The following is a 24,359-nucleotide window of genomic DNA, read 5'->3' as shown; positions in this document are numbered from 1 at the left end:
GGGCGCCTCGGGGGCTCCCGCGTATGGGGGCTCCCCGTACAGCACGCCCCTGGGGTCACACCTCCAGGTCGACGACGACCGGGGCGTGGTCGGAGGCGCCCTTGCCCTTGCGCTCCTCGCGGTCCACATACGCGTCGCCGACCGCCTTGGCGAACACCTCGTTGCCGTAGACCAGGTCGATCCGCATACCGCGGTTCTTGGGGAAGCCCAGCTCGCGGTAGTCCCAGTAGGTGAAGGGGCGGTCGTACTTCAGCGGCCGGGGCACCACATCCGACAGCCCGGCCTCGCGCAGCGCCGCCAGGGCCTCGCGCTCCAGGTCGGTCACATGGGTCAGCCCGTCGAAGGCGGACCGGTCCCAGACGTCCTCGTCGGTCGGCGCCACATTGAAGTCGCCCAGGACCGCGAAGGGGCGGTCACCTGCCGCGTCTCCGGCGACGGCCGTGCGCAGTGCCTCCAGCCAGCGCAGCTTGTAGTCGTAGTGGGGGTGGCCGATCTCCCGGCCGTTGGGCACATAGACCGACCAGAGGCGGACCGGGCCGCAGGTGGCGCCTATCGCCCGCGGCTCCTGGTCGCCGTCGTAGTCCGGGCCGCCGGGGAGGCCCACGGTGACGTCCGTGAGACCGGCCTTGGAGACCAGCGCCACTCCGTTCCACCGCCCGGTGGCGTTGACCGCGGCCTCGTAGCCGAGCTCGCGCAGCGGCTCGTACGGAAAGGCGGACTCGGCGCACTTGGTCTCCTGGACGCACAGGACGTCCGTGCCACTGCTCTCCAGCCAGGCGAGCAGCCGGGGCAGCCGGGCGGTGATCGAATTGACGTTCCAGGTCGCGATGCGCATAGGGGACAACCTACATCCCGGCTATGACAGCCCCCCCGGCCCGCACAGGGCGCCGGTCTCGGCCGAGTCCGGCCCTCACCGGTCGCCGGACCCCGGTCCTCAGAGGGTGAGGGATTCGCCCGGCGTCAGCCGCAGGTGCTCGGCGCCGCCCGTGCCCGGTCCCTCGGGGCCGAGCATGCGGCCGTAGACCATGTGCGCGAGGTCGGACAGCAGGGCGTCGTGGATGTCGACGGCCCGGCGCGGGTCGACCGCGCGGACGTAGTCGAGGACCTCGGCGAGCTTGTTCCAGGGGGCGTGCACCGGCAGCATCAGCGTGTCCACCTGCCGTCCGACGGGGACGGTGAGCGCGTCGCCGGGGTGGAAGAGCGTGCCGTCCACGAGGTAGCCCACATTGGTGATCTGCGGGATGTCGGGGTGGATGACGGCGTGCAACTGGCCGTGCACCTCGAGGTCGAATCCGGCGGCGGTGAAGGTGTCGCCCTCGCCGACGGTGTGCACCCGCCCGGGGAACGCCGCCGAGATCTGGCCGGAGACGCTGGAGAGCGTCCAGATGTGGGCGGCGGGGTTGGCGTCGAGCGCCGTGCGCAGCCGCTCCTCGTTGAAGTGGTCGAAGTGCTCGTGGGTGACCAGGATCGCGTCCGCGCCGACCGCGGCGTCCTCTTCGCTGAAGGTCCCGGGGTCGATGACGAGCGCCTGCCCGTCCTTCTCGATCCGGACGCAGGCATGGCCCTTCTTGGTGAGCTTCATGGAGATCATTGTGCTCCCGCGGGCCCCGTGGCCGTGCTAAGCGGATCGGCACTCAGCAGATCGGCGGAAGTCGGCTGCGGTTCGAACGCGCCCTGAAGGGGCGCGGGACTGTGTCGATGGGCGGTTCCGCCGCGTGGGCGCGCTCGGCCACGACGGCGCCGCAGACGATCGACGGCATGTCGGGGCACTTCCAGCGGAGCGCTCAGCCCTCCGGGCTTGTCTCCTCGCGGATGATCCGCTGGGCCACGGCGAAGGCAGAGTTGGCGGTCGGCACCCCGCAGTAGACGCCGGTGTGCAGCAGCACCTCCTTGATCTCGGTGGGGGTCAGCCCGTTGCGCAGCGCGGCGCGGGTGTGGAAGGCGAGTTCGTCGAGGTGGCCGCGGGCGGCGAGGGCGGTGAGGGTGACCACGCTGCGGGTGCGCCGGTCGATTCCGGGCCGGGTCCACACCTCGCCCCACGCGTAGCGGGTGATGAAGTCCTGGAAGTCGCCGGTGAACTCGTCGGTCAGGGACTGCGCGCGGTCCACATGGGCGTCGCCGAGCACCTCGCGGCGCACCTTGATGCCCTGGTCGTACGCGTCGGAGCGGGCGTCCAGCAGCGGCTCGGGCACATTGTGGCCGTATTCGACGAGCTCGGCGCCGGGCGGTACCGGGGAGAGCACGGGCTTGACCGGGGGCGCGGGGATCGCGGTCATCCCGGTCGGGTGGTCCGGGGACTGCCAGGAGCTGGAGAAGTGGCGCACCAGCAGATCGGTGACGGCCATCGGCTGTTCGACGGGGGTGAGATGGGAGGCGCCGGGGACGAGCGCGAGCCGGGCGTCGGCGATGCCGGCGACCATGACGCGGGCGTCGGCGGCCGGGGTGACCTGGTCGTCGGCGCCGGCCACCACGAGGGTGGGGATGCCGATCCGGCCCAGTTCGGCGCGGATGTCGAAGGCGGCGAGGGCCTCGCAGGCGGCGATGTAGCAGCCGGGGTCGGTGGTGCGGACCATCTGGACGGCCCAGTCGACGATGGCGGGCTGCGAGGCGGCGAAGGCGGGCGTGAACCAGCGCTCGGGGGTGGCGCGGGCGATCGGGTCGAGGCCGTTGGTGCGGACCACGACGCCGCGCTGCCGGAAGGAGTCGGCGGTGCCGAAGCGCGGGGAGGCGGAGACGAGGGCGAGTGAGCCCACTCTATGGGGATGTCGGAGGGCGAGTTCGGCGCCGATGGCCCCGCCGATCGAACAGCCCGCGTAGCCGAAGCGCTCGACCTCGAGCTCGTCGAGGGTGGCCAGCAGCCGGGCGGCGAGCTCGGCCACGGACGGGGCCGGATGGGCGGGCGCGCCGCCGTGGCCGGGCAGGTCGAAGCGGAGGACGCGCCAGTGGCGGGAGAGCTCGGGTATCTGGCGGTCCCACATGTGCCATGTGGTACCCAGTGAGGGACCCAAGGCCAGGACAGGTGCGTCTGCCGGCCCGTCAAGGCGGTATTGCAGGGTGTTCGGTGGTGTCTCGCTCACCCGTCCGACCCTCTCATGTATCACGGAATCTCACATCGCCGGGGCGAACCTGGCGGGTCGCCTCGTCGAAGCGTCCCTGTTGGACCTGGACGGCGCCGAGGTAGCCGAGGGTCACGCTGTGGGTGCGGGCGTATCGCTGGCGGCGGGTGGCGACGCTGCGCTGGAAGTGGATCTCCGCGTCCAGCGGCTACCCATGTCGCGCAGGGCGCGGGCGGTCTCGTGGGCCAGGGAGGCTTCCTGGAAGAAGCCCACGCGGCTGGGTGCGTCATCGTCGACCACGAGGCCCCGGACGGACGCCTTCGCCCTGCCCGGACTGCCCGGCCGTGTCGTCGTCTCCACCGGGATGCTCCACACCCTGGACTGGACGCCACCGAGCACGACATCCTGCTCGCCCACGAACGCGCCCACCTCGCGGCCCACCACCACGCCTTCGTCGCCCTGGCCCAACTGGGCGCTGCCGCCTACCCCCTGCTACGCCCGCTCGCCACCGCCGTCACCTGCGCCATCGAACGCGCGAATGGTGCTGCCGATCCCGTAGACGTCGTGGATCAGGAAGGAGATCTCCACTGGGCCGGCTCCTGCCTTTCCTTCGTCTACGAGACGTGTGCGCCGCGATGGGATGGCACGGCGGTGCGCACCGTGGGTCTGTCGGGGCGGGTGACGCCGGAGGTCGCAGGCTGGTCGACCGGGTGGCCGGGGCGCGGAACCGGTGGTGACGGACATGGTGTCCAGCCGGATCAGCGGCCCGCGCGGCGGGAAGCGGCCGGTCGGTGTACTGGCCGCAGGACCGGCCAGGGCGTCGTGGGGGAGGCTCGTATGCCGTGGTCGCTCAGCGGGCCGACGCGCAGGCCGTACTCCTCGCAGGTGTCCAGGAGGCGGGGCAGTGCGCCGAGGGTGTTGTGCCAGGAGCCGGGGGCGGAGGTGCAGTCGGAGTCGTGGAGGAGGATCGTGCCGCCGCCGTCGAGGTCGGCCGTGACGGTGCGGTGGACGGAGTCCGGGGTCGCCCGGGAGGTCCAGTCCTCGCCCCAGCAGGTCCACAGCATGGGGGTGAGGCCGAGGCGGCGGGCGGACAGGTGCGCGCCGGTGGTCATCACCCCGTACGGCGGCCGGAAGAGCAGCGGCGGCCGTCCGGTGATGTCGCCGACGCTGTCGCGGGCGCGAGCGAGATCGTCGTAGGTGGAGCGCGGGCCGCGCAGCAGCAGCGGCCGGTGCGCCCAGCCGTGGATGGCGATCTCGTGCCCGGCGGCGGCCATCTCCCTTACCAGGCCCGGCGTACGGGAGGCGGCGGAGCCCAGCAGGAAGAAGGTGGCGCGGATCCCGCGCTCCTCCAGCAGGCGCAGGAAGAACGGGGTGGACAGCGGGTCGGGACCGTCGTCGAAGGTCAGGGCGACGTGGTCGGCGCGGCCGCGTCCGGACAGGCGCGGCATGAGGCGGTTGCGCAGCGGCCCGAAGGTGTAGACGACCGGGGCGGCGTACGCGATAGCGAGCGCGGGCAGCGCGGCACAGGCGAGAGCACGGCTCGTACGGGCGAGGCGGGCTGTGGTCATCGGAGCAGGTCCTGCCCCGACAAGGCCGGGCAGACGGCGGTATGGGCTCTGCGGGCAAGACGGGGCGTATGGGGCGTGGTCATCAGAACAGGTCCTCCACCGACGAGGCCAGGGCGGCGAGGTCCGGGCGGTGGCCCCCGTGGTCAAGGCTGTGGCCGATGACCTGCCGGACGCTGCCGCCGCTGTGCGTGGCGGCGATGCCGGTGCCCACGGCGGTGCCCCACAGCGCGGTGGCCAGGGCGCCGGTGACGACGAGCCGTCGTGCGGCGCGGCGGCTGCGCCGGACGGACAGGCGGCGGGACGGCGGCGGAGTGTCGCCGGCATCTGGGGCGGCGGCGCCGCACGCCCGGAGGATGGCCGCCACCGGTCCGCTGTCCGGGGCGGTGGCGAACAGCGCGAGACCGGCGGCGCGCCGGCTCTCGCCGAGCGGGCCGTCCAGCAGCTCGGTCAAGACCGGCTTGAGGTCGGCGGGTTCGCGTACCCAGGTGGCGAGGCCCGCGTCGTGCAGGGCGGCGGCGTTGGTATGGCCGTGGCCGGGTATGCAGCCGTAGCTGGCCACCGGCAGACCGGCGGCGAACGCTTCCAGCGAGGTGAGCCCGCCCGCGTTCTGGACGAGGACGTCGGCGGCGTGCATGAGGCCGGGCATGTCCTTCACCCAGCCGTAGGCGTGCTCGATGCCGGCCGCCCGCAGCCGCCCGGCCAGGGTTTCGTTGCGACCGCAGACCACCACCGGCACCGCGGCGCCGGTGGCCCGGATCTCGCAGGCCACCTGCTGGATGGGGCCGACGCCCCAGGACCCGGCGACCAGCAGGGCCAGCGGCGCCGTCGGGGGCAGTCCGAAGCGGGCGCGTGCCTGCTGCCGCTCCCGGTCGGTGGCGGGCTTGAAGCGCGGGGCCACGACCGGCCCGGTCGCCAGGACGCGGGCGGCACCGCGGGCGCGGGCCTGCGCGGCGGGTATGTCGTGGGCGGCGAGGTGGAAGTCGACGCCCGCGGCGACCCAGAGGGGGTGCACGGAGAAGTCGGTGAGGTAGGTGATTGCCGGGACGGCGAGCCGGCCTCTGAGCCGCAGTGCTCCGAGGACCTGGCTGGCGCCGAAGTAGGTGGACACCACCGCTCGGGTGTCCGCGCGCAGCGCCTGAAGGGTCCGCCGCTCCGCGCTGCGCAGCAGGGCGCGCGCCCCCGGGCCGCTGCCCCCGGCGCGCTCGGTGGCGGCGTAGATCCGCTGGTAGGCGCCCGGCGCGTGGGTCAGTATCCGGTGGTAGCCGGCGCTGATCGCCCGGCCGAGGCGGGCCGGCAGCAGGTCGAGGAAGTCGAGCCGGTCCACTGCGTAGCCGGAGGCGCAGAGGCGGTCGGCGAGTTCGGCGGCGGCGCCGTCGTGCCCGGCCCCGACACTCGCGGAGATGATCACGATCCGCCCGCCCGGGCCCGCTCGCCGGGCACCCGGGACGACGCCGCCGGTCGCGCCGGGGTCCACCGGGCCACCGGGCGACGAAAGTCCCGGGAATTCCGAGAGGTCAGCCGGGCCGCCGAGGGACGACAGCTCCACCGAGCCGCTGTGGTACCACACGAGCGATCAGCCTCCAGGACGTCGACGAGCGCACCTCATGCGCTCGGACGGCGCGGGGCGGAAGCCAAACTCTACAACATGTAGTAGTTCGTGGAGTGGTCGATGCGGCCACTCTTCTACAAGGGGTAGTAGATTTGGTGGCCGCCGAGTGGCTACCGGAGCTACCGGAGCTACCGGAGCTACCGGAGCTACCGGCGGCGAATCGGAACTCGGCCGAGGAGTGTGACGGATGGGTGGCGAAGACCGCGGTGGAACCGACGGCCGCAGGCGGGCGCCCGGAGAGCTGGAGAGCGGCGTGCTCGCGGCGCTGTGGGCGGCGGACGGCCCGCTGACGGCGGCGCAGGTCAACGAGCGGCTGCCCGGCGACCTGGCGTACACCACGGTGCTGACGATCCTGTCCCGGCTGCTGGACAAGGGCCTGGTGACCCGGCACAAGGCGGCCCGCGGCTACGCCTTCGCGCCGGCCCGGGACGAGGCCACCCACACAGCCGGGCAGATGCGCTCGCTCCTGGAGCACGGCTCGGACCGCGAGGCGGTGCTGTCGCGGTTCGTCGACGAGCTGTCGGCGGACGACGAGCGGCTGCTGCAGCGGCTGCTGGGCGATCACGGCGAGCACAGGGAGCCGTGAAGCGGATGCGGTTCAGCGTCTACATCCCCTTCGTGGTCAGCGCGCTGCTCGCCGTGCTCGCCCCCTGGGCGGCGCGCCACCTGCCGCCCCGCCCGGCGGCCTGGGCCCTGACCTGCGCCGTGCTGGTCATGGCCGGGGGATGGGTGGGGGCGCTGGCGCTGCTCGCGTTCACCCGGGTCGGGCAGATACCGGAGGTCGCCGAGCAGGGACCCTGGTCCGTCACCGCGCTGCGGGCCGAGAACCCCGTACGGTCGGCCGTGGCCGTGGTCTGCGGCCTCGCCCTGACCGGGAGCGCCCTCTGCTTCGGCATCGCCGCCCGCAGACATCTGCGGGACCTGCTGATGGCGCGGCGGCACTGCAGGCGGCTGCCCGCCGGTGAGCTCGCCGTGATCGACGACCCGGTGCCGGAGGCGTACGCGCTGCCCGGGACCCCCGGCCGGATCGTGGTATCCAGCGGCATGCTGCGCGCCCTCGACGGCGCGGAGCGCCAGGCCCTGCTGGCCCACGAACGCGCCCATCTGCGCTACCGCCACCACGCCTTCCAGATCGCCTGGCGCCTCGCGGCGGCCGTGAACCCGCTACTGCGTCCCCTCGCCACGGCCGGCGCGTTCGTCCTGGAACGCTGGGCGGACGAGGAGGCCGCGGCCGCGACCGGTGACCGTGCGGTGGTCGCCCGCGCCGTCGCCCGCGCGGCGCTCGCCGCCAACGGCGACCGCCGCCACCGCGGGGTGCTGGCCGCCGACGGTGGTCCGGTCCCGCGCCGGGTCAAGGCCCTGCTCGCCCCGGCCCTCCGCCCCCGGCGCCTGCCGCTGATCGCGGGCGGCCTGCTGCTGGCACTGTGCTGCGGCAGCCTGGTGGAGGCCGCCGTGGAGACGGACGAGATGTTCGCGAGCGCGATGTACCCGCACTGCCCATCGGCTCACCACGGGCCGCACGAGCCGTTCACCGATCGCACAGTCGCCCGGACGGCCGCCCGGTCAGGCGACCGGCTCGACGTGTCGCTCGCCGCCCGCCACGACTGCCGGGCCGGGCACCGGGCCGAAGAGCGCGAGATACGGCACCAGGTGCAGGCGGGGCAGTAGCCAGGCGTGCCACAGGCCGGTGAGGCAGAGGATGGCCGCACCGCTGATGAGTACGGAGCCGAGCACGTCGGTGGGATAGTGCGCCCCGATGTAGAGGCGGGAGAAGGCAATGACCGCCACGATCACGACGGCCGCGACGCCGACGGGCCGCTGCCGGTGGGAACCGCGGGCCAGGAAGTACGCGGCGGTCACCGCCGAGACGGTGAAGGCGACATGGCCGCTGGGGAAGCTGTTCGAACCGATCTCGGGGTCCAGGGAGTAGACCGCCGGGGGCCGGTTGCGGGCGACGACCAGCTTGCCGATCTCCGAGGCGTTCCAGCCGACCGCGACCACCAGGAAGGTGGACACGGCGGAGACCGGGCGGTGCCGGACGAACAGAAGCCACCCGCACCACAGCGCCAGCATCACCAGGCCGCCGACCGGCGAGGCTACGTAGCTGACGCCCAGCATCACCGAGTTGAGCCACCCGGTGCGGGTGTCGGTCTGGATCGTGCGGTCCGCGGCCAGGTCGTGCGGCTGGATCAGCGAGGTGTGCGCGGCGACCAGGCCCAGGGCGATCGCGGCCAGGAACAGCAGGACGGACAGGCGCGGCCAGTGGCGCACATGAGGCATGAGGAGACGTCCCTTTCTCGGTCGGCATGGTGATGCCGTAAAGAGGCCACCGCACGACGAGCGGATGACGTACTCACGACGCCCGGGTGACGGAACGGCAACCTCCATCGAATCTACTACACCTTGTAGAGTTACGTGTGTCGCCGCTGTCCGCCGGCGGCCGGGACGAGAACCCGGCGCAGATCCAGGAGAGTGGACGGAGACGGAGACGGAGACGAAAGGGAGGTGGGCGGATGCACGCCATCACCGATTGGCTCGGCGGGCTGTCCGGACCGGTGATCTACGCGGTCGTGGCCGCCCTGGTCTTCGCCGAGGACGCCCTGTTCTTCGGCTTCGTCCTGCCCGGCGAGACCGCCGTGGTGATCGGTGGCGTCCTGGCCAGTCAGGGCAGGGCCGAGGTGTGGTGGCTCGCGCCGGCCGTCGTCCTCGCCGCGATCGTCGGCGACAGCGTCGGATACGAGGTCGGGCGCCACGCTGGTCCCCGCATCCTCGCCACCCGCCCACTGCGCCGCCACGCCGCGCGCGTCGGCAGGGCGCAGGAGCTGATCCGCCGCCGTGGCCCCGCGGCGGTCTTCTTCGGCCGTTTCATCGCGTTCTTCCGCGCGATGATGCCCGCGCTGGCCGGCGTCTCCCGTATGCCCTACCGCCGCTTCCTGCTCTTCAACGCCCTGGGTGGCCTGGTCTGGGGCGTCGGCTTCACCCTGCTCGGCTACTTCGCAGGCACCGCCTACAGCCGCGTCGAGGGCCTGGTTGGCAGGGGCGTCGCCGTGGCGCTGGCCGCAGCCGTCGTGGCCGCGCTGGCGGTGTGGCACGTGCGCCGACGCCGCAGTGTCGACGCTCCCGTGGACGGCCGGAGTGACGCCCCCGCGAGTGGCCGGACCGACGCTACCGCACGTGATCAGAGCGCCCCTGAGGACGACCGCTGACCGCGTCGGGAGCGCCGTATCTCCGCCGCCGGCGGCAGAAGCGAGACCGCGACGATCACGGCGACCAGGGACAGCAGGTACTGGTCGACGGGGGCGGTCGCCAGGCGCCGATGAGCTTCCGACTGAGACAGAGGTCATGCGCAACGGCGCCCCGGCGGGCGGCGGCGAGGGCGCCGGCTGCTGCCGGACGGCACCTACGCGGGATGGCTGGACGAGAGCATCGCGTGGCGCGGTGCGTGAGAGCGGCGCTGAGGGTATGCCAGGTGGTGCCCAGCGACGGCCCCGAGGACGAGCAGGGGGCCCGTCCTCGGGGCCGTCGTGATGCACCCAGGATGTGATGGACCTACGGGGTGACTGTGGAGACCACGTAAACCTTGGGATGCGCCGGATTGTCGAACTTGACCGTGATCCTCAACTTGGGTTGCGGATCCTTCTGCTTGAACTCCATTCCGGCCCAGTCGTGACCAGCCTCCCCGACCTGCCAGCCGACCTTCTTCGCCTGGGCGCCGGTGATGGTCACCTTGCCCTTGTCCAGGGCGGAGCGGCCGGTGCCGATCCGGTGCAGGAAGGAGTCGAGTCCGTCGCTGGACGTGACGAACTGCACGTACAGCGAGCTGACCTTCCAGGAGTTGGTCTCGTAGAAACCGACCTTCTTGGACTGCGGCGGCACCGGCACGTCGTATATGCGCCGCTGCACCCGGGTCGGATAGCCCGCGCTGAGGCCCTTGGCCGACGCCGCCTCCGCCTTCTCCTCACCGCCGTTGCGGCTCTGGATGGCGGAGATCACCAGATAGCCCGCCGGGATCGCGATCAGCAGGAAGACGATCACGGCCCTGAGCCAGCGACGGGACGGGCGGCCGCCACCGGGCGTGGACCCACCGGACATTGACCCGCCAGGCGCGGACCCACCGGACGTGGGCCCAGCAGGCGCGGACCCACCGGACGTGGGCCCACCGGACGTCGGCCCGTCGGGGTGCCTGCCGTCGGCGGCGGGGGGCGTCGGGGCGCCGGGGCGCTGCTCGGCGGCGGTCATTCGCGGCCTGCCTGACCCCGCGGCGCCAGCCGCAGCGGGGAGGAGGACCCGGCGCGCTCGTACCGCTCGACGCGGCGGCGGTTGGCGCGGCGGAAGCGGCGGGCCACCAGCCGGGCGAGGTCGGCGGCGCCGACCATCCCGGCCTCGGGGCCCAACTGCGCCTTGACGATCCGGGCTTCCGGCCGGTACCCGCGGCCGGTGAGGGTGCGCCGGAAGGCGTCCCGGGCGGGGCCGATCAGCAGGTCGTCGGCGGCGCTGACGCCTCCGCCGATGACGAAGCAGGAGGGGTCGAGGGCGGCGGCGAGATTGGCGATGCCGACGCCGAGCCACTGGCCGATGTCCTGGAGCAGTTCGACACACATGGCGTCGCCCTGCCGGGCCAGCTCGGTGATCAGCGGCCCGGTGATCTCCTGGATGTTGCCGCCGACCCGGTCGGTGATCCCGTAGGCGACCGGCGATTCGGCGGCGGCCAGTTCGCGGGCCTCGCGGACGAGGGCGTTGCCGGAGCTGTACTGCTCCCAGCAGCCGCGGTTGCCACAGGGGCAGCGGTGGCCGGCCGGGACGACCTGCATATGGCCGAACTCCCCCGCGACGCCGTACTTGCCGCGCTTGACCTGGCCGTCCTCCAGGATCGCGCCGCCGATTCCGGTGCCGAGGGTGATCATGACGAGATGGTCCTCGCCGCGTCCGGCGCCGAACCGCCACTCCGCCCACGCGGCCGCGTTGGCGTCGTTGTCGACCATGACCGGGACGTCGAGCCGCTCCGCGAGCCGGTCGCGCAGCGGTTCGTTGCGCCAGGACAGATGCGGGGCGAAGAGCACCCGGTTGCGGTCGGCGTCCACCCAGCCCGCGGCGCCGATGCCCACGGCGTGCACATCGTGCCGGTCGGAGAGGTCCAGCACCAGTTCGGTGATGGTGTCCTCGACGACCTTGGGGCTCTTGGACTTGTCCGGGGTCTCGGTGCGCAGCTTCTCGAGGATGATGCCGTCGGCGTCGACCACCCCTGCCATCACCTTGGTGCCGCCGATGTCGATGCCGACCGTGGGCACCCGGGGCGCGCTGAGATGCGAGCGGCGCTCACGGGTGCCGACGGTCCGCAATACGGTGGCCCGGGCCGAGCCCCGGTGCACTCGTTCGCGGTAGATGCTCATCGGCCGGCCCCCTCGCCGGTGTGGGGGGTGCGGTCGCTGCGGGTACGTGCTCGCAAGAGTTCGTCGTCCCTGCGGGGGTATCGGGAGGCCGCTCGGCCTCGGGTGCGTCGGTCGTGGCGGGTGGGGCCCGCCGTGCGATTGTGCCTCACCCGTGCCTCACGCCGCATGGTGAGCCTACGGCCCGCGGCCCGCGGAGGTGCCGGAACACGGCCGTCGGCCCGGCCGCTCAGCCCTTGGCGACCCCTTCCGAGAGATCGGGGGCGGGGGTGCGGGCCAGCTCATGGCTGAGCTGTTCCAGCTCGCTGCCACCCGCCATCTGCCGGGTGAGCTCCTCCAGCGCGATCTCGTCCTTGGCGTGGCTGCCCGCCATGGCGCCGCGCTTGAGCAGCACGAAACGGTCGCCGACGAGATAGGCGTGGTGCGGGTTGTGGGTGATGAGGACCACGCCGAGGCCCGCGTCCCGGGCGGCCGCGACGTACTTGAGCACGACCCCGGACTGCTTGACGCCCAGCGCCGCCGTCGGCTCGTCCAGGATCAGCACCTTCGCGCCGAAGTGGACGGCGCGGGCAATGGCCACGCACTGGCGCTGACCGCCGGAGAGGGTGCCGATGGGCTGGTCGACGTCGCGCAGATCGATGCCCATGCGCAGCAGTTCGCGGTGGGTCGTGGCGCGCATCGCCTCCACGTCCAGGCGCCGGAGCGGTCCGCGGCCCTTGTGGATCTCGGAGCCGAGGAAGAAGTTCCGCCACACCGGCATCATCGGGACCACGGCGAGGTCCTGGTAGACCGTGGCGATCCCGCGGTCGAGGGCCTCGCGCGGGGAGCCGAGCCGGGTCTCCTCCCCCTCGATGGCGAAGGTGCCGCCGTCGTGCTGGTGCAGCCCCGCGACGATCTTGATGAGGGTGGACTTGCCCGCGCCGTTGTCCCCGAGGACGCAGGTGATCTCCCCGGCGTGCACCTCCAGGGAGACGCCGTCCAGGGCCTGGACGTTGCCGTAGTACTTGCTGATGTCGCTGAGCGCGACCAGAGCCGTTCGGGACGCCCGAGATGTCTGGGACGTACTCATTTGCTCTCCTCCGCCCGCTTGCGGACCCACCAGTTGAGCAGCGTGGCGAGCAGCAGCATCGCCCCGAGGAAGAACTTGAACCAGTCGGCGCCCCACTGCGCGTAGACGATGCCCTTGTTGGTCATGCCGAAGATGAACGCGCCGACGGCCGCGCCGACCGCCGAACCGTAGCCGCCGGTCAGCAGGCAGCCGCCGATGACGGCGGCGATGATGTAGAGCAGCTCATTGCCCACGCCCTCGCCGGACTGGACGACGTCGTAGTTGAACAGCAGATGCTGGCCGGAGATCCAGGCGGCCAGCGCGACGCCCAGATAGAGGCCGATCTTGGTGCGCTCCACCGGTACGCCGACCGCGCGGGCCGCCTCCTTGGCGCCGCCCACCGCGAAGATCCAGTTCCCGGCGCGGGTGCGCAGCAGGATCCAGGTGGCGAGCGCGATCAGGGCGAACCACCACAGGACGGTGATCTGCACCTCGACGTCCCCGATGGTCAGATGCGAGGCGAAGACCTTATGGGCGGAGGGGAAGCCCTCCATGTCGGCGATGCTCTTGGTGGAGACGGTGTCGCTGATCAGCTTGGTGAAGCCGAGGTTGCAGCCCTGGAGGATCAGAAAGGTGCCGAGCGTGATGATGAAGCTCGGCAGATTGGTACGGACCAGCAGATAGCCGTTGAAGAAGCCGATCGCGAGGGTGGCCAGCAGGGACACCCCGGCGCCGACCCATACGTTCGCCGTCATCTGGTACGAGAACATCGACGAGATCAGCGCCGAGCTGGTCACCAGGACGCCGGTCGACAGATCGAACTCCCCGCCGATCATCAGCAGCGCGACCGGCACCGCCATGATCCCGATGGTCGAGGACGCGTACAGCACGGTGCTGAAGCTGGACCACTGGAGGAAGGCGTCGGCGACGACCGAGAAGAAGACGAAGACGGCGACGGCGCCGACGACCGCGCCCAGCTCCGGCCGCCCCGCGAGCCGGCGCGGCAGCGAGCCGCGCACCGGCGGCCGGCTCGCGAGCTCTTCGACGGGCGGTGCCTCCGCGCTCATCGGGTGCCCCGCTTCGTGTACGACGCGAGCTCGGCGGCGTCGTCCTTGGTGATGATCTGCGGTCCGGTCAGCACCGGCTTGCCGCCGCCGAGCACATCGGCGTTGTAGCGGTTGAGCCACAGCAGATCCACGGCCTCATAGCCCTGCAGATACGGCTGCTGGTCCACGGCGAAGCCGAGTGTGCCGTCCTGGAGCGCCGCGGCGACCTTGGCGTTGAGGTCGAAGGTGTCGATCTCGGCCTTGCTGCCCGCCTGGTCGGCGGCCTTGGCGGCGGTGTCCGCGAAGGGGGCGCCGAGGGTGAGCACGGTGTCGATGCCCTTGTCCGACTGGAGCTTGGCCTCGATCGAGGACTGCACATCGGGCATGTTGGTGCCCTCGACGTAGATCTTCTCCATCTTGCCGTCGAAGGTCTTGGCCGCGCCGTCGCAGCGCTGCTCATGGCCGACGTTGCCCTGCTCGTGGAGCACGCACAGGGCCTTCTTGCGGCCCCGCTTGTTGAGCTCGTCGCCGACCGCCTCGCCCGCGATGGTCTCGTCCTGGCCGACGTGGGTGAGCGCGCCGAACGCCTTGGACACCTCGGAGCCGGAGTTGACGGTGATCACCGGTATCCCGGCCTTCCGCGCCTTCTTCACCACGGCCTTCATGGCGTCGGGCTTGGCGAGGGTGACGATCAGACCGTCGACCTTCTGGTCGATGTAGGACTGGACGAGCTGGGACTGCTCCTTGCCCTCCTCGTTGTGGGCGTAGAGGAACCGGATGTTGTCCTTGACCGCGGCCTGCTTGGCGCCGCTCTGGACGATGTCCCAGAAGGTGTCGCCGTCGCCGGAGTGGGTGACCATCGCGAAGGTCCACTTCGGGGTGTTGACCGCCGCCCGCCCCCCGGCGGCCGCCTCCCTCGCGGCCCGCTCCTCGGCACGCTTGCCGCCCGTACTGCTGCAGCCCGCCAACGCCGTACCCAGCACCGCCGCCAGCACGGCGGCGGTCATCGCACGTGCCCCTCTCCGCACCTTCGCCACGAAGACCCGCCCTTCTCACTGTGTGTTCGTCCCGCTGTCACCTTCGCGGCCGGGTCCGGCATGATCGGGCCCGGCCGCCGCCAAGTATCCGTCACCGGCCCTCGCCGGGGCTTCCGGGGTGCTCGGCGGCGCCGCGTACGGTGAAACCCGTGGCGGGCCCGGTGCCCGTCCGGCTGGAGGACTTGTAGCGGCGGATACGGGACACGTCAAGAACAGCGGCCGGGTGCGACGGGCTTGTACGGCGGGAGGAAGGGCTCAGGGGCGCACGAGGAGCTGGAACTCGAAGGCGTAGCGCGAGGCCCGGTAGGTGTGCGAGCCGAACTCCACGGCCCGGCCGGTGTCGTCGTAGGTCGTCCGCTCCATCGTCAGCAGCGGCGCACCCTCCGGCTCCCCGAGCTGCTCCCCCTCCTCGGCGGTGGCCGCGCGGGCGCCGACCGCCTGGCGGGCGCTGTGCAGGGTGATCCCGGCCGCGCGCATCAGCCGGTAGAGCCCGGTGTCCTCCAGCTCGGCGCTGTCCAGCTTGAGCAGGCCCACGGGGAGGTGGTTGCGCAGATGGGCCATGGGCTCGCCGTGCGCCAGCCGCAGCCGCTCGATCAGCACCACCTCGGCACCCTCGGAGATGCCGAGCGCGGCGGCGACCTGGGCGGTCGCGAGCTCGGTCGTGTTCCGCAGCACCTGGGTGGCGGGGCGCTGACCGGCCGCCTCCAGGTCGTCGTAGAGGCTGCTCAGCTCCAGCGGGCGCTTGACCTGGCTGTGCACCACCTGCGTGCCCACGCCCCGGCGGCGCACCAGCAGCCCCTTGTCGACGAGCGACGAAATGGCCTGCCGGACGGTGGGGCGGGACAGCCCGAGCCGCCCGGCCAGCTCGATCTCATTGCCCAGCAGGCTGCCGGGCGCCAGCCGCCCCTGCTCGATCGCCGCCTCGAGCTGCTGGGAAAGCTGGAAATACAGCGGGACCGGACTGCTGCGGTCCACGCTGAGCTGGAGCGCCTCGGCCCCGCCCGAAGAGTCTTCTTCCTCCATAGCCACGGGGCGAGGGTATCCGGATGAGCACATGACGGGAAGTCGTGAAGTTCGATTGTCCGGACAAACTACGCACAGTCGACCCACCGGGGCCGACAACGCTGTCAGCTACGGGGCCGTCCTGCCTCCTACGGGGCCTGCTCGCGCAGCCGGGCGGCGGACCGGGCCAGCCGTATGGCGCCGGCCACCGGCAGGGCGAGCGCTATCAGGAGGGAGGCCACGAACGCGGGGGCGCTGATCCCGTCGAACGCCAGGGAGAGGGCGGCCGCCAGCACCGGCACCGACACCAGCGGCGACAGGACGAACAGGGTGGCCTGCCGCTTCTCGCGCCGCGCCCACGGCGCGGACCGCCACAGCCGGACGAGCGCGCCGAAGGCGGCGACCAGCCCCAGCGGTATCCCCACGCCCGGGACCAGGCACAGCGGCACGGGCAGCACGGCGAGGCCGAGCGTCAGCCAGGTGCCGCCGGGGTTCTCCGGCTCGGGGGGAATGCTGCCGGACTCCTCGGCCAGCGCGTCCGCCGCGATCTCCTCCGGGGTTCCGATCCAGTCGAGCGCCCGCCGAACGCGCTCATCGCTGATCGCCGGGCCGCCGTCCGCGGCGGGATCCTCGGTGCGGTCGTCCGCCAGCGCCGCCGCGATCTCCTCGCGCAGATCCTCGAGCAGTTCCTCCCGCCACGCGGCGGGAAGCGCCGCGGTACGCCGCTCGACCGAGGCCAGAAAGGTCCGCACGAGGGGGTGGCTGAGGGGACTGCTCATATCGTCTCTCCGGATGCGAGGAAACGTTCACCGGTCCGGGCCATTACAACCGGCATCCGTCAGCGTGTAGCACCCGCGCAAGGGCCGCGCCCGAATTCGCGCAAATGCGCATCCCGCTGCGGGCGACAGGCTAGTAGGCGGCCCTGTCACCCCCGCTGTGGGTCATGGCCCGGTCCAGTTCGGCACCGGTGAGCCCGGCGGGGAGCGGGGCGGTGTCGGAGCGGGCGCGCAGCCCGTCCAGGACGAGCGCGGCGATGCGGCGGGCGGCTCGATCCCAGGCGTCGGGCGGGAGTTGGGCACGGGCGAGCGTCGCCACGGTGACGACGAGGTCGGCGGCGGTGGCATCGGGCCGGATCGAGCCGTCGTCGATGCCCCGCTTCAGGACCGCGTCCAACGACCGGGAGATCCGCGGGCCGAGGGGGGCGGCCCCGTTCTGCGGATACGGGCCGAGGGGAGCGGCTCCGTTCTGCGGACGCGGGCCGGGGACGCTGAGCAACGGCAGGGCGAGATGGCTGCGTTCGGCGAGGAGCCGGTCCAGGAAACCGGCCAGCGCGTCCAGCGGTGGCGCCGCGCCGGCCTCGGCCTCCTGGGCGAGGTCGGCCACGAGCTGGTGGGCGCGGTGGACGACGGCCGCGTATAACTCGTCGCGGTCGGCGAAGTTCCGGTACAGCGTGGCGATGCCGACCCCGGCCTCGCGCGCCACCACGTCCAACGGCACGGCGGGCCCATCGCGGAGCAGGACCCGCTCGGCCGCGTCGAGGAGGGCGGCGCGGTTGGCAACGGCGTCCGAGCGGCGGCGCAAGGGCTGGGCGGGACTCATGGGGCCATCTTCCCGCTCCGGGCACCATGGGAGGGCGGCGGACGCAAGAGTCCTACGGCGATGCCCAGATTTTCAGCCGTCGGTCGTCCGCCGCCGCGTCACCGCCCTCACGCCTTCACCGCCTCACCGCCTCACCGCCTCAACCATTCGTCCTCGTACTTCTTGTACGTACCGTCGTGGGTGGCCAGATGGACCCACTGGTCGACGTACTCCGTGAACTGCGCATCGCCGCGCGGCAGGGCGTACGCCTTCTCGGAGAAGGAGAACGGCTCGTCGGGGTGGACCGCGCACAGCTCCGGGTGGATCGCGGACTGGTAGCGGGTCTCGCTGGCGTCCGTCATCATCACATCGGCGCGGCCCGCGATGATCTCGTCGAAGATCGTGGTGTTGTCCGGATGGACGGTGAGAGTGGCCCGTTTGACATGCGCCCGGGCGAACTCCTCATTGGTGCCACCCGGGTTGACCACCACCCGCACGCCCGGCCGGTCGATGTCCTCCAGCGTGCGGTACCTGGCCTTGTCCTCGCAGCGCACGATCGGCGTCTTGCCGTCGGTGAGATACGGCTCGCTGAAGGACGCCTTACGGGCGCGGGCCAGGGTCACCGACACCCCGCCCATGCCCACGTCGCAGCGTCCGGCGGCGAGGTCGTCCACCAGGGTGGCCCAGGTGGTGGGCACGAACGCCGGTTTGGCGTCCAGGCTCTTGGCGAGGTCCCCGGCCATCTTGATGTCGATGCCGGTGTAGGCGCCGGACTTGGGGTCGCGATGGCTGAAAGGCCGGTAGTCGCCCGTGGTGCACACCCGCAGCACCCCGCGCTCGGGCACCCGGTCGAGCAGGGTGCCGCGCTGCGGCCGGGCGCGGTCGGCGGCGGACGCCCGCGGCGACTCGGGCTTGGACGTGGAGCCGACGGCCAGCGCCGAACCGGCGGCGGTGGCGGCGAGCACGGCGGCGAGGGCGGACAGCGTGACGGTACGTCTCACGGCACCTCCTGGGCGCGAGCGGGCGGCCGGTACGAGCCGCATGATCACAGCGCGCTCAGGGTGGCAGAACTCCCGCCCCACGGGAAGCGGTTGACCGCCCGCTGGGATGCGCGGGCGTACGGGCCACGCACCGCCATTCGTACGGCCCGCGCACGGCGGTCAGTACGACCCGGGCGCTCCCGTCCGTACGGCCCGCGCACAGCGGTCAGTACAGCCCGCGCCCCGCCGTCCGTACAGCCCGCGCACAGCGGTTCAGTTCAGTACAGCTCTGGCGCCGAGTCCAGCGGTGGTGCCACATCCGCGAGACGGGCCAGCAGCTCGGCGGCGCGCTTGCCCACGGTGTCCCGGTCGCCCTCGGACAGCGCCGAGCCCATTCCGCAGGCGACGGCCCCGGCCGCGATCCAGTCCGGGGCCTCGGCCGGCGTCACCCCGCCGGTGGGGACGACGGCGGCCTGCGGCAGCGCGGCCCGTACGTCGCTGACCCATCGGGGCCCGTAGGCGGAGGCGGGGAAGAGCTTCAGGGCGTCCGCGCCCAGCTCCATCGCGTGCACCGCCTCGGTGGGCGTGGCCACGCCGGGGAAGACCGGCAGACCGTAGCGGTGGCCGGTGCGGATGACCTCGGGGTCCAGGCTCGGCGAGACGAGGAAGCGGGCCCCCGCGTCCACCGCCATCCGGGCCGAGGCGGCGTCGAGCACCGTGCCCGCGCCGATCACCGCGTCATCGCCGACCTCCCGGATCAGTGTGGTGACCGCCTCCAGGGCGAAGGGCGTGGTCAGCGAGATCTCCAGGCTGGTGATACCGGCGGAGAGCAGACTGTCCGCCGTGGCATGGGCGTGGTCGTAGCTGTCGCTACGGACGATGGCGAGAACGCGCTGCGCGAGCGCGGCCCGGGTGATCTCCCAGCGGTACACGGCGGTCGCCGCCTTCCTCTCCCAAGTGCTGCTGGCGATGCCGCCCCGGATTGCCTCCGGGATATGCGGCGATTTCAGTGTGCGGTGGACGATGTGCGGTGCTGTGATGCGCTTGGTGGATCGATATCTGGCTTGTCGGTGTTACCGGCGCTGTCCGCGCTGCCCCCGTTATCGGTGTTGCCTGTGTTGCCTGCGCTGTCCGGGTCGGCTCAGCGGTATACCGCGTCCCCGCCCTTGGGCAGCTCGGCGAGCGCCCGGTCCCGCGCGGCGGCGGTGGGCAGCCCGTCCGTATCGGTGGCGGCCTGGACGACGAGGGCGGCCACGCACACCGCCTCGGCGAGCGCCTGGTGCTCGTGCAGCCCGCGCAGGCGGGCCGACAGATAGCCGGCCGCGAAGCCGTCACCGGCCCCGATCGGGTCGACGACCGGCACCGCGTGGGGCGCCTGGTCCCAGCCGCCGTCCGCGGTGAGGACGGTCGAGGAGTGGTCGGCGCGCTTGATCACGACCTCGTCGGCGCCGCCGCGCAGCAGCTCCCGCGCGGCCTCGTCGGCGGGTTGGGCGGTCAGCAGCTCCAACTCGTCCTCGCCCGCGAGGACGATGTCGGCGTCGCGCAGCAACGGACCCGCCGTCTGGGCCCACTGCGCCGCGCCGCCCAGCTTGTGCCGTACGTTCGGATCGAAGGACACCTTGGCCCCGGCCGCACGGGCCAGCTCCACCAGCCGCCGGCTCGCGGCCGCCGCGGTCGGCGAGAGCATCGGTGTGATCCCGGACAGATGCAGCAGCCGGGTGCCTTCGAGGGCCTCGGGGCGTATCTGCTCGGGCGTCAGCCGGGAGGCGGCGGATCCCATGCGGTAGTACTGCACATCGATGGCGCGGTGCGCATGGCTGTCCCGCATCAGCAGCCCGGTGGGGGCATGGTCGTCCACGATCGCGTGGGCGACGTCCACACAGTCGGCGCGCAGCTCGCGCAGCACCGCCTCCCCCGCGGGGTCGGCGCCGACCCGGCCGAGCCAGCGCACGCCGTGGCCGAGCCGGGCGAGGCCCACGGCCACATTGGACTCGGCCCCCGCCACCGACCGGCGGAAATGCACGGCCCGGTCCAGCGGGACCCCGGGCTCGGCGAGCAGCAGGAGCATCGCCTCCCCGCACGTGACCACTTCCGGACCGTTCGCCACCATGCCTCCCCGCACGTCCGCTGCTAACCGAGACGGTATCGGGAAGCAACGACAATGACCCGCGCGGGGTTCCCGGGGCGGTGACCGTTATCGGGACTGCGGTGGCGCGGCGGCGGGGCGGAGGGCGGGTCTGAGGGCAGGGCCGAGGGCAGGGCTGAGGGCGGGCGCGGACAGCACTGCGGCCGCTGCCCTGGTGAGGGGCAGCGGCCGCGCTGCGGGGGGTGGCGGTCTTCGGTCGGGCCGCGTCAGCAGCCGCGGTCGACCAGGTCGAACGAGGCGTAGTGGTCCGAGGTGTAGTAGTCCTCGTCCGTCTGCTTACCGGCGACGATGCGCCGGGCGCCACGGTCGCCGGAGCCCGGGGTGATCACGGTGTACTCGTGGTAGTAACCGGAGGACTGGGACGGAAGGACGCCTTCACGGTTCTGGAAGACGTTGCCGTCCTGGGGGAACGGGTAGGGGCCACCCTGCTCGATCAGGTCCAGGGTGTCATGGGCCTGGGACGGCAGATCCGAGTAGCAGATGTCGCCGACGGCCGCGATGACCTGCGACGACACAACGGTGTGCGAGGCCGCCGGGGCCACAGCGGTGGCCGCCGTGGCCGTACCGCCGATGATCAGCGTCGAGACGAGGGCGCCGAGGGCACCGATGCGAGCGATCCGTGGGGGGATTGTCATAGACATAGCATGACGCGCGTAGACGCTGTCGTGTCAATGCCAAGTGACCGCCGTTCGCCGGGAGTTCACAAGAACTGCGCGAAGCGCCAGAGGAGGTAACGAAAGCGCAACCTCCCGCCCGCATCGCCAGCTTATTGCCTCTCAGGCAAATCTTTTGCCCGAGAGGTCAGGTCTGGTTATACCGGAGACATGCACCCGCTCCCCCACGGGCCCGACGAGGGGCCCACGGACGGACCGGCCGACGGTCACCCCGGCGGACCGTCCGCCGAGCTGCCCACCGTCGCTCCCCGCCTGCGCGACCTGCGGCGGCGCAGCGGTCTGACGCTCGAGGCCGCCGCCCATCGCGTCGGGCTCTCACCCGCGCATCTGTCACGGCTGGAGACGGGCCGCCGCCAGCCCTCGCTCCCGATGCTGCTGACCCTGGCCCGTACCTACGGAACCACGGTATCCGACCTGCTCGGCGAGGAGACCTCGGAACGGGACCCGGTCGTGCGGGCCGACCGCATGGAGGCGCAGGAGGCGGGCGGCTGGACCTACTGGCAGGCCGGCGGCTCCGGCCGGGCCATGCAGGCGCTGCGGCTGCATGTGCCGGAGCGCTCCGGCGCCCAGGAGGGCCTGGTGCGGGTCCACCCCGGCGAGGAGTGGCTCTACGTGCTGGGGGGCCGGCTGCGGCTGACCCTCGGCGAAACCGTACACACCCTCTCCCCGGGCGACGCGGCCCATTTCGACTCGCTCACCCCGCACCGCATCGCCGCCGCCTCGCCCGGCGGCGTGGATCTGCTCTTCGTCCACACGCTGCTGCAGAGCGGCGCGGCCGAGCTGTGCCTCGGCGACGCCGCTCACCGAGGAAGGCCCGGTACGCCATGAAGGAGGACGGGAACGACATGACCGCGAACCAGATGAGCGCGAGCGACACCCGGACGGACCCGCCGGCCCGTGCCCGGACCGGCCCCAACGAGGAGGACCGGGCGCCGATGAGCTTCACGGTCCGGGTCTTCATCTACCTCGTGGGCGTCCACTTCATCGCCGCTTTCCTCTTCTTCCTCTTCTACGTCGCGGGCGGGTAAGCGGGGGGCAAGGCCCAGGGGCGCGTCACCCCGCGTGGGTGGAGAACATCCCGCCCGTCGGCCCCTGCTTGTCGCCGCCCTGCGCCTTCTTCAGGGCGTTCGCCAGCCCCTCGATGGTGAGCGACTGCAGGATCACCCGCCCATTGCCCTCCAGCGTGGCCAGCGACAGCCCCTCGCCGCCGAAGACCGCGTTCATCAGCCCCTGGCGGTTGAGCCCGCCGATGCGCTCCACGCCGTAGCGGATGCCTTCCTCGAAGGCCACGATGCAGCCCGTGTCGACCTCGATCCGGCCGCCGAAATCGGCCGGATTCAGGTCGATGAAGTTGCCCGCACCACAGATGATCACGGTGCCGTGCCCGGTGAACTTCTCCAGGATGAATCCCTCGCCGCCGCTGCGCCCGGTCTTCCCGCCCTGGAAGGCGATCCCGAACTCCACGGTGGATTCGGCCGCCACGAAGGCGTCCTTCTCCGCGAACCACGCCCGTGCCCCGTCCAGCTCCAGCGCCCGCATTTCACCGGGCAGCACCCCCGCGAAGCCGACGGTGCCCTCGCCGCCGGTGGCGGTGAAGTACTGGAACGCCAGCGACTCCCCGGCCAGCGCCCGCTGCCCCACCTGCATGGCGGTGCCCATGGCCTGGCGCAGCATCCCGCCCATCCCGCCGCCCCCGGCACCCCCGGCGCTCCCGCCACTGCCCCCGGCGGCCTGACCGCCGCCCCCGCCGGGCCCGGACAGCCGGGTCTCCATCGTCACGTTCGCCGTCTTGAACAGGAACTTCCCGGCCTCGCAGTAGACGGTCTGCCCCGGCTGCAGGGTGCAGACCGCCATCTGCATGGCGTTGCCGACGATCTCTTGCCGCAGGGTCACAGCCGATCTCCTCGAAGGTCGTATCAGGCACGTCGGTTCGTGTCGGTCGCATCGCTCGCGTCCGTCCCGTCCGTCGCACCCGTTGATGCCAGATGGTGTCAGGTGATGTCGTAACCAGACATCCGGGTCAACGTCCGACCCGGATGTCCGGGTTCCGGGAGCTTGGCACAATGCCGGTCGTGGTCCGGCCCCGGGGGCGATGCTGAAGGGAGCATGGCAATGAACACCAGTGCTGCGACGACGGCCCGCACGATGTGGGCCCTCTTCGAGCCGATCCACGCGGTCGCGTACTTCGCACCGGAGGCCGAGGCCGCGTACGAGGGCGGCGGTGGACTATCTCGGATCGCTGGTGCAGGTCGATCCGGCCCTGTTCGCCGGCTATTCCTGGACTGGCCGGACTATCAAGTACCACCGTGCCCAGATCCGCAGTGAGTACGGGACCCGCGGCCCGACCGAGGCTGACGAAGAGCGGTGGGCGCAGTGGCCGGCCGAGGAAATATGCCCGACAGAAACGAACCGGGAACGGCTGGCCAGCGCCCTGCGCAGCCGCTGCCGGAGTGAGAAAGTCGAGCCGCCGGCCGCCGGGCAGGTAGACCGGATCGTGGCCTCAGGCTGCCGGCAGTTTGATGACGCTTTCACCGCGGTGACTCTGCATTGGCGAGTCCTTTCGGTGATCCGTCAACCGTTTGCTCAGACGGGAAGTTCGGTGATGCTGAGGGCGAAGTCCAAGTTCCCCACCCCGTGGTTGGCGAGGCCCACCGTGACCACGCCCGCTCCTTCCAGCCAGTGCGCCATTTTCAGGCCGCCGACGTCCAGCGGGCGCAGCCCGAGGCTCTCGATGAACGCCTCCACACTTGCCTTGGCCTGCGCATTATCGCCGGCGATGAAGACGTCGGGCCGACCCTTTTCCAGGACATGACGGAAGATGGTGTTGAACGCCTTCACCACGCTGGCGCCGGCCGGGGCCGCCTTGGCGACCTCCTGCGCGATCGAGGTCTCCTCGCGGTGGGCCAGCCCGTCGAACGTGGCATTGAAGGGATTGCTGATGTCGACGATGACCTTGCCCGCGAGAGCGTCTCCGTACTGGGCGACGACCGGCACGACACCGTCGTACAACAGGGCCACGATGACGATGTCCCCGGCCGGGGCGGTGCCCCATTCTCCCGTCGTGGCGCCGCCGCCGAGAGCCTTGGCCAGATCAGCCGCCTTGGACTGATCGCGGCCCATGACCTCGACGGTGTTGCCGCCCGCCACCGCCCGCGCGCCGATGGTGCGGGCCATGTTTCCGGTGCCGATGATGCTGATGTTGCTCATGAGATGTCCTGCCCTGGTTGT

At 72.0% G+C, this 24,359-nt stretch carries 26 protein-coding genes and 2 pseudogenes; 7 read left to right on the top strand and 21 right to left on the bottom strand.

Annotated elements, in window-relative coordinates:
• Positions 1–55: 55 nt before the first annotated feature.
• The 6 genes and pseudogenes from STRVI_RS10810 to STRVI_RS10785 all read right to left on the bottom strand — a co-directional run bounded on the left by STRVI_RS10810 (position 56) and on the right by STRVI_RS10785 (position 6,191).
• Complete coding sequence (locus tag STRVI_RS10810) at positions 56–835, bottom strand: exodeoxyribonuclease III (RefSeq protein ID WP_014055683.1); 780 nt, start codon at positions 833–835, stop codon at positions 56–58.
• 99 nt (positions 836–934) lie between these two features.
• Positions 935–1,582, bottom strand: a complete 648-nt coding sequence (locus tag STRVI_RS10805) for an MBL fold metallo-hydrolase (RefSeq protein WP_043238447.1) — start codon at positions 1,580–1,582, stop codon at positions 935–937.
• A 202-nt stretch (positions 1,583–1,784) separates the two neighbouring features.
• Entirely contained in the window at positions 1,785–3,077 is a 1,293-nt protein-coding gene (gene pcaDC, locus STRVI_RS10800) for a bifunctional 3-oxoadipate enol-lactonase/4-carboxymuconolactone decarboxylase PcaDC (protein ID WP_014055680.1), read from the bottom strand.
• Positions 3,078–3,135: 58 nt separating this feature from the next.
• Positions 3,136–3,347: pseudogene (locus tag STRVI_RS47680) on the bottom strand (tetratricopeptide repeat protein); the annotation flags it as partial.
• Between the two features lie 467 nt (positions 3,348–3,814).
• Positions 3,815–4,624 (bottom strand): polysaccharide deacetylase family protein, encoded by an 810-nt coding sequence (locus STRVI_RS10790; protein ID WP_014055678.1) that lies wholly within the window; start codon positions 4,622–4,624, stop codon positions 3,815–3,817.
• 82 nt (positions 4,625–4,706) lie between these two features.
• Complete coding sequence (locus tag STRVI_RS10785) at positions 4,707–6,191, bottom strand: MGDG synthase family glycosyltransferase (protein ID WP_014055677.1); 1,485 nt, start codon at positions 6,189–6,191, stop codon at positions 4,707–4,709.
• A 229-nt stretch (positions 6,192–6,420) separates the two neighbouring features.
• On the opposite strand from STRVI_RS10785, the gene STRVI_RS10780 reads away from it, so the two are divergent.
• Positions 6,421–6,819, top strand: a complete 399-nt coding sequence (locus STRVI_RS10780) for a BlaI/MecI/CopY family transcriptional regulator (protein WP_014055676.1) — start codon at positions 6,421–6,423, stop codon at positions 6,817–6,819.
• 5 nt (positions 6,820–6,824) lie between these two features.
• The gene (locus STRVI_RS10775) at positions 6,825–7,901 is read left to right on the top strand and encodes a M56 family metallopeptidase (RefSeq protein ID WP_014055675.1); all 1,077 of its coding nucleotides are present in this window, start codon (positions 6,825–6,827) and stop codon (positions 7,899–7,901) included.
• Here the strand turns inward: STRVI_RS10775 and STRVI_RS10770 are convergent.
• Entirely contained in the window at positions 7,797–8,513 is a 717-nt protein-coding gene (locus STRVI_RS10770) for a phosphatase PAP2 family protein (protein ID WP_014055674.1), read from the bottom strand. The two genes, STRVI_RS10775 and STRVI_RS10770, sit on opposite strands and share 105 nt — an antisense overlap.
• A 233-nt stretch (positions 8,514–8,746) precedes the next feature.
• Between STRVI_RS10770 and STRVI_RS10765 the strand changes: the two genes are divergently transcribed.
• The gene (locus STRVI_RS10765; protein ID WP_014055673.1) at positions 8,747–9,439 is read left to right on the top strand and encodes a DedA family protein; all 693 of its coding nucleotides are present in this window, start codon (positions 8,747–8,749) and stop codon (positions 9,437–9,439) included.
• 343 nt (positions 9,440–9,782) lie between these two features.
• Here STRVI_RS10765 and STRVI_RS10760 read toward each other — a convergent pair whose 3' ends face one another.
• The 12 genes from STRVI_RS10760 to STRVI_RS10705 form a co-directional block, all read right to left on the bottom strand.
• Positions 9,783–10,268, bottom strand: a complete 486-nt coding sequence (locus STRVI_RS10760) for a hypothetical protein (RefSeq protein ID WP_208949131.1) — start codon at positions 10,266–10,268, stop codon at positions 9,783–9,785.
• Between the two features lie 200 nt (positions 10,269–10,468).
• Positions 10,469–11,623 (bottom strand): ROK family glucokinase, encoded by a 1,155-nt coding sequence (locus tag STRVI_RS10755; RefSeq protein WP_014055671.1) that lies wholly within the window; start codon positions 11,621–11,623, stop codon positions 10,469–10,471.
• Positions 11,624–11,849: 226 nt separating this feature from the next.
• Positions 11,850–12,689, bottom strand: coding sequence for an ATP-binding cassette domain-containing protein (locus tag STRVI_RS10750; protein ID WP_014055670.1), 840 nt, complete (start codon positions 12,687–12,689; stop codon positions 11,850–11,852).
• Entirely contained in the window at positions 12,686–13,735 is a 1,050-nt protein-coding gene (locus tag STRVI_RS10745; RefSeq protein WP_014055669.1) for an ABC transporter permease, read from the bottom strand. The genes STRVI_RS10750 and STRVI_RS10745 overlap by 4 nt, the downstream gene beginning before the upstream one ends.
• On the bottom strand, positions 13,732–14,721 hold the full coding sequence (locus STRVI_RS10740) for a sugar ABC transporter substrate-binding protein (protein ID WP_014055668.1): 990 nt from the start codon (positions 14,719–14,721) through the stop codon (positions 13,732–13,734). Before STRVI_RS10740 ends, STRVI_RS10745 begins: the two co-directional genes overlap by 4 nt.
• 285 nt (positions 14,722–15,006) lie before the next feature.
• The gene (locus STRVI_RS10735; RefSeq protein WP_014055667.1) at positions 15,007–15,774 is read right to left on the bottom strand and encodes a GntR family transcriptional regulator; all 768 of its coding nucleotides are present in this window, start codon (positions 15,772–15,774) and stop codon (positions 15,007–15,009) included.
• A 128-nt stretch (positions 15,775–15,902) separates the two neighbouring features.
• The gene (locus tag STRVI_RS46235; protein WP_014055666.1) at positions 15,903–16,532 is read right to left on the bottom strand and encodes an HAAS signaling domain-containing protein; all 630 of its coding nucleotides are present in this window, start codon (positions 16,530–16,532) and stop codon (positions 15,903–15,905) included.
• 130 nt (positions 16,533–16,662) lie between these two features.
• The gene (locus tag STRVI_RS46230; RefSeq protein WP_014055665.1) at positions 16,663–17,352 is read right to left on the bottom strand and encodes a TetR/AcrR family transcriptional regulator; all 690 of its coding nucleotides are present in this window, start codon (positions 17,350–17,352) and stop codon (positions 16,663–16,665) included.
• A gap of 131 nt (positions 17,353–17,483) precedes the next feature.
• Positions 17,484–18,332, bottom strand: a complete 849-nt coding sequence (locus STRVI_RS10720; protein ID WP_014055664.1) for a transporter substrate-binding domain-containing protein — start codon at positions 18,330–18,332, stop codon at positions 17,484–17,486.
• 257 nt (positions 18,333–18,589) lie between these two features.
• Entirely contained in the window at positions 18,590–19,243 is a 654-nt protein-coding gene (locus STRVI_RS10715; protein ID WP_014055663.1) for a bifunctional 4-hydroxy-2-oxoglutarate aldolase/2-dehydro-3-deoxy-phosphogluconate aldolase, read from the bottom strand.
• A gap of 209 nt (positions 19,244–19,452) precedes the next feature.
• A complete protein-coding gene (locus tag STRVI_RS10710; RefSeq protein ID WP_043235726.1) occupies positions 19,453–20,421 on the bottom strand; it encodes a sugar kinase in 969 nt (322 codons plus the stop codon).
• Between the two features lie 242 nt (positions 20,422–20,663).
• Positions 20,664–21,092 carry a ribonuclease gene (locus STRVI_RS10705; RefSeq protein ID WP_014055661.1) on the bottom strand — a complete coding sequence of 143 codons (429 nt, stop codon included), beginning with the start codon at positions 21,090–21,092 and terminating at the stop codon, positions 20,664–20,666.
• A 189-nt stretch (positions 21,093–21,281) separates the two neighbouring features.
• Here STRVI_RS10705 and STRVI_RS10700 point away from each other — a divergent pair, with 189 nt between their 5' ends.
• Positions 21,282–21,959, top strand: coding sequence for a helix-turn-helix domain-containing protein (locus STRVI_RS10700; protein WP_014055660.1), 678 nt, complete (start codon positions 21,282–21,284; stop codon positions 21,957–21,959).
• A gap of 17 nt (positions 21,960–21,976) precedes the next feature.
• Positions 21,977–22,159, top strand: a complete 183-nt coding sequence (locus STRVI_RS10695; RefSeq protein WP_150112886.1) for a DUF6126 family protein — start codon at positions 21,977–21,979, stop codon at positions 22,157–22,159.
• A 25-nt stretch (positions 22,160–22,184) separates the two neighbouring features.
• Here the strand turns inward: STRVI_RS10695 and STRVI_RS10690 are convergent, their stop codons facing one another.
• Entirely contained in the window at positions 22,185–23,024 is an 840-nt protein-coding gene (locus tag STRVI_RS10690; protein ID WP_014055658.1) for an AIM24 family protein, read from the bottom strand.
• Between the two features lie 213 nt (positions 23,025–23,237).
• Between STRVI_RS10690 and STRVI_RS56350 the strand changes: the two genes are divergently transcribed.
• Positions 23,238–23,456 (top strand): helix-turn-helix domain-containing protein, encoded by a 219-nt coding sequence (locus STRVI_RS56350; RefSeq protein WP_435532580.1) that lies wholly within the window; start codon positions 23,238–23,240, stop codon positions 23,454–23,456.
• Positions 23,353–23,574 (top strand): annotated as a pseudogene (locus STRVI_RS55915) (DUF4158 domain-containing protein); the annotation flags it as partial. The gene STRVI_RS56350 and the pseudogene STRVI_RS55915, both read left to right, overlap by 104 nt.
• Positions 23,575–23,714: 140 nt before the next feature.
• Here STRVI_RS55915 and STRVI_RS10685 read toward each other — a convergent pair.
• Complete coding sequence (locus tag STRVI_RS10685; RefSeq protein ID WP_014055657.1) at positions 23,715–24,338, bottom strand: NADPH-dependent F420 reductase; 624 nt, start codon at positions 24,336–24,338, stop codon at positions 23,715–23,717.
• Between the last annotated feature and the right edge of the window lie 21 nt (positions 24,339–24,359).

The organism is Streptomyces violaceusniger Tu 4113, assembly GCF_000147815.2.
GTDB classification, from domain to species: Bacteria; Actinomycetota; Actinomycetes; order Streptomycetales; family Streptomycetaceae; genus Streptomyces; species Streptomyces violaceusniger_A.
The sequence above is the reverse complement of the archived record's forward strand: the minus strand, read 5'-3'. Positions and strand labels throughout refer to the sequence as shown.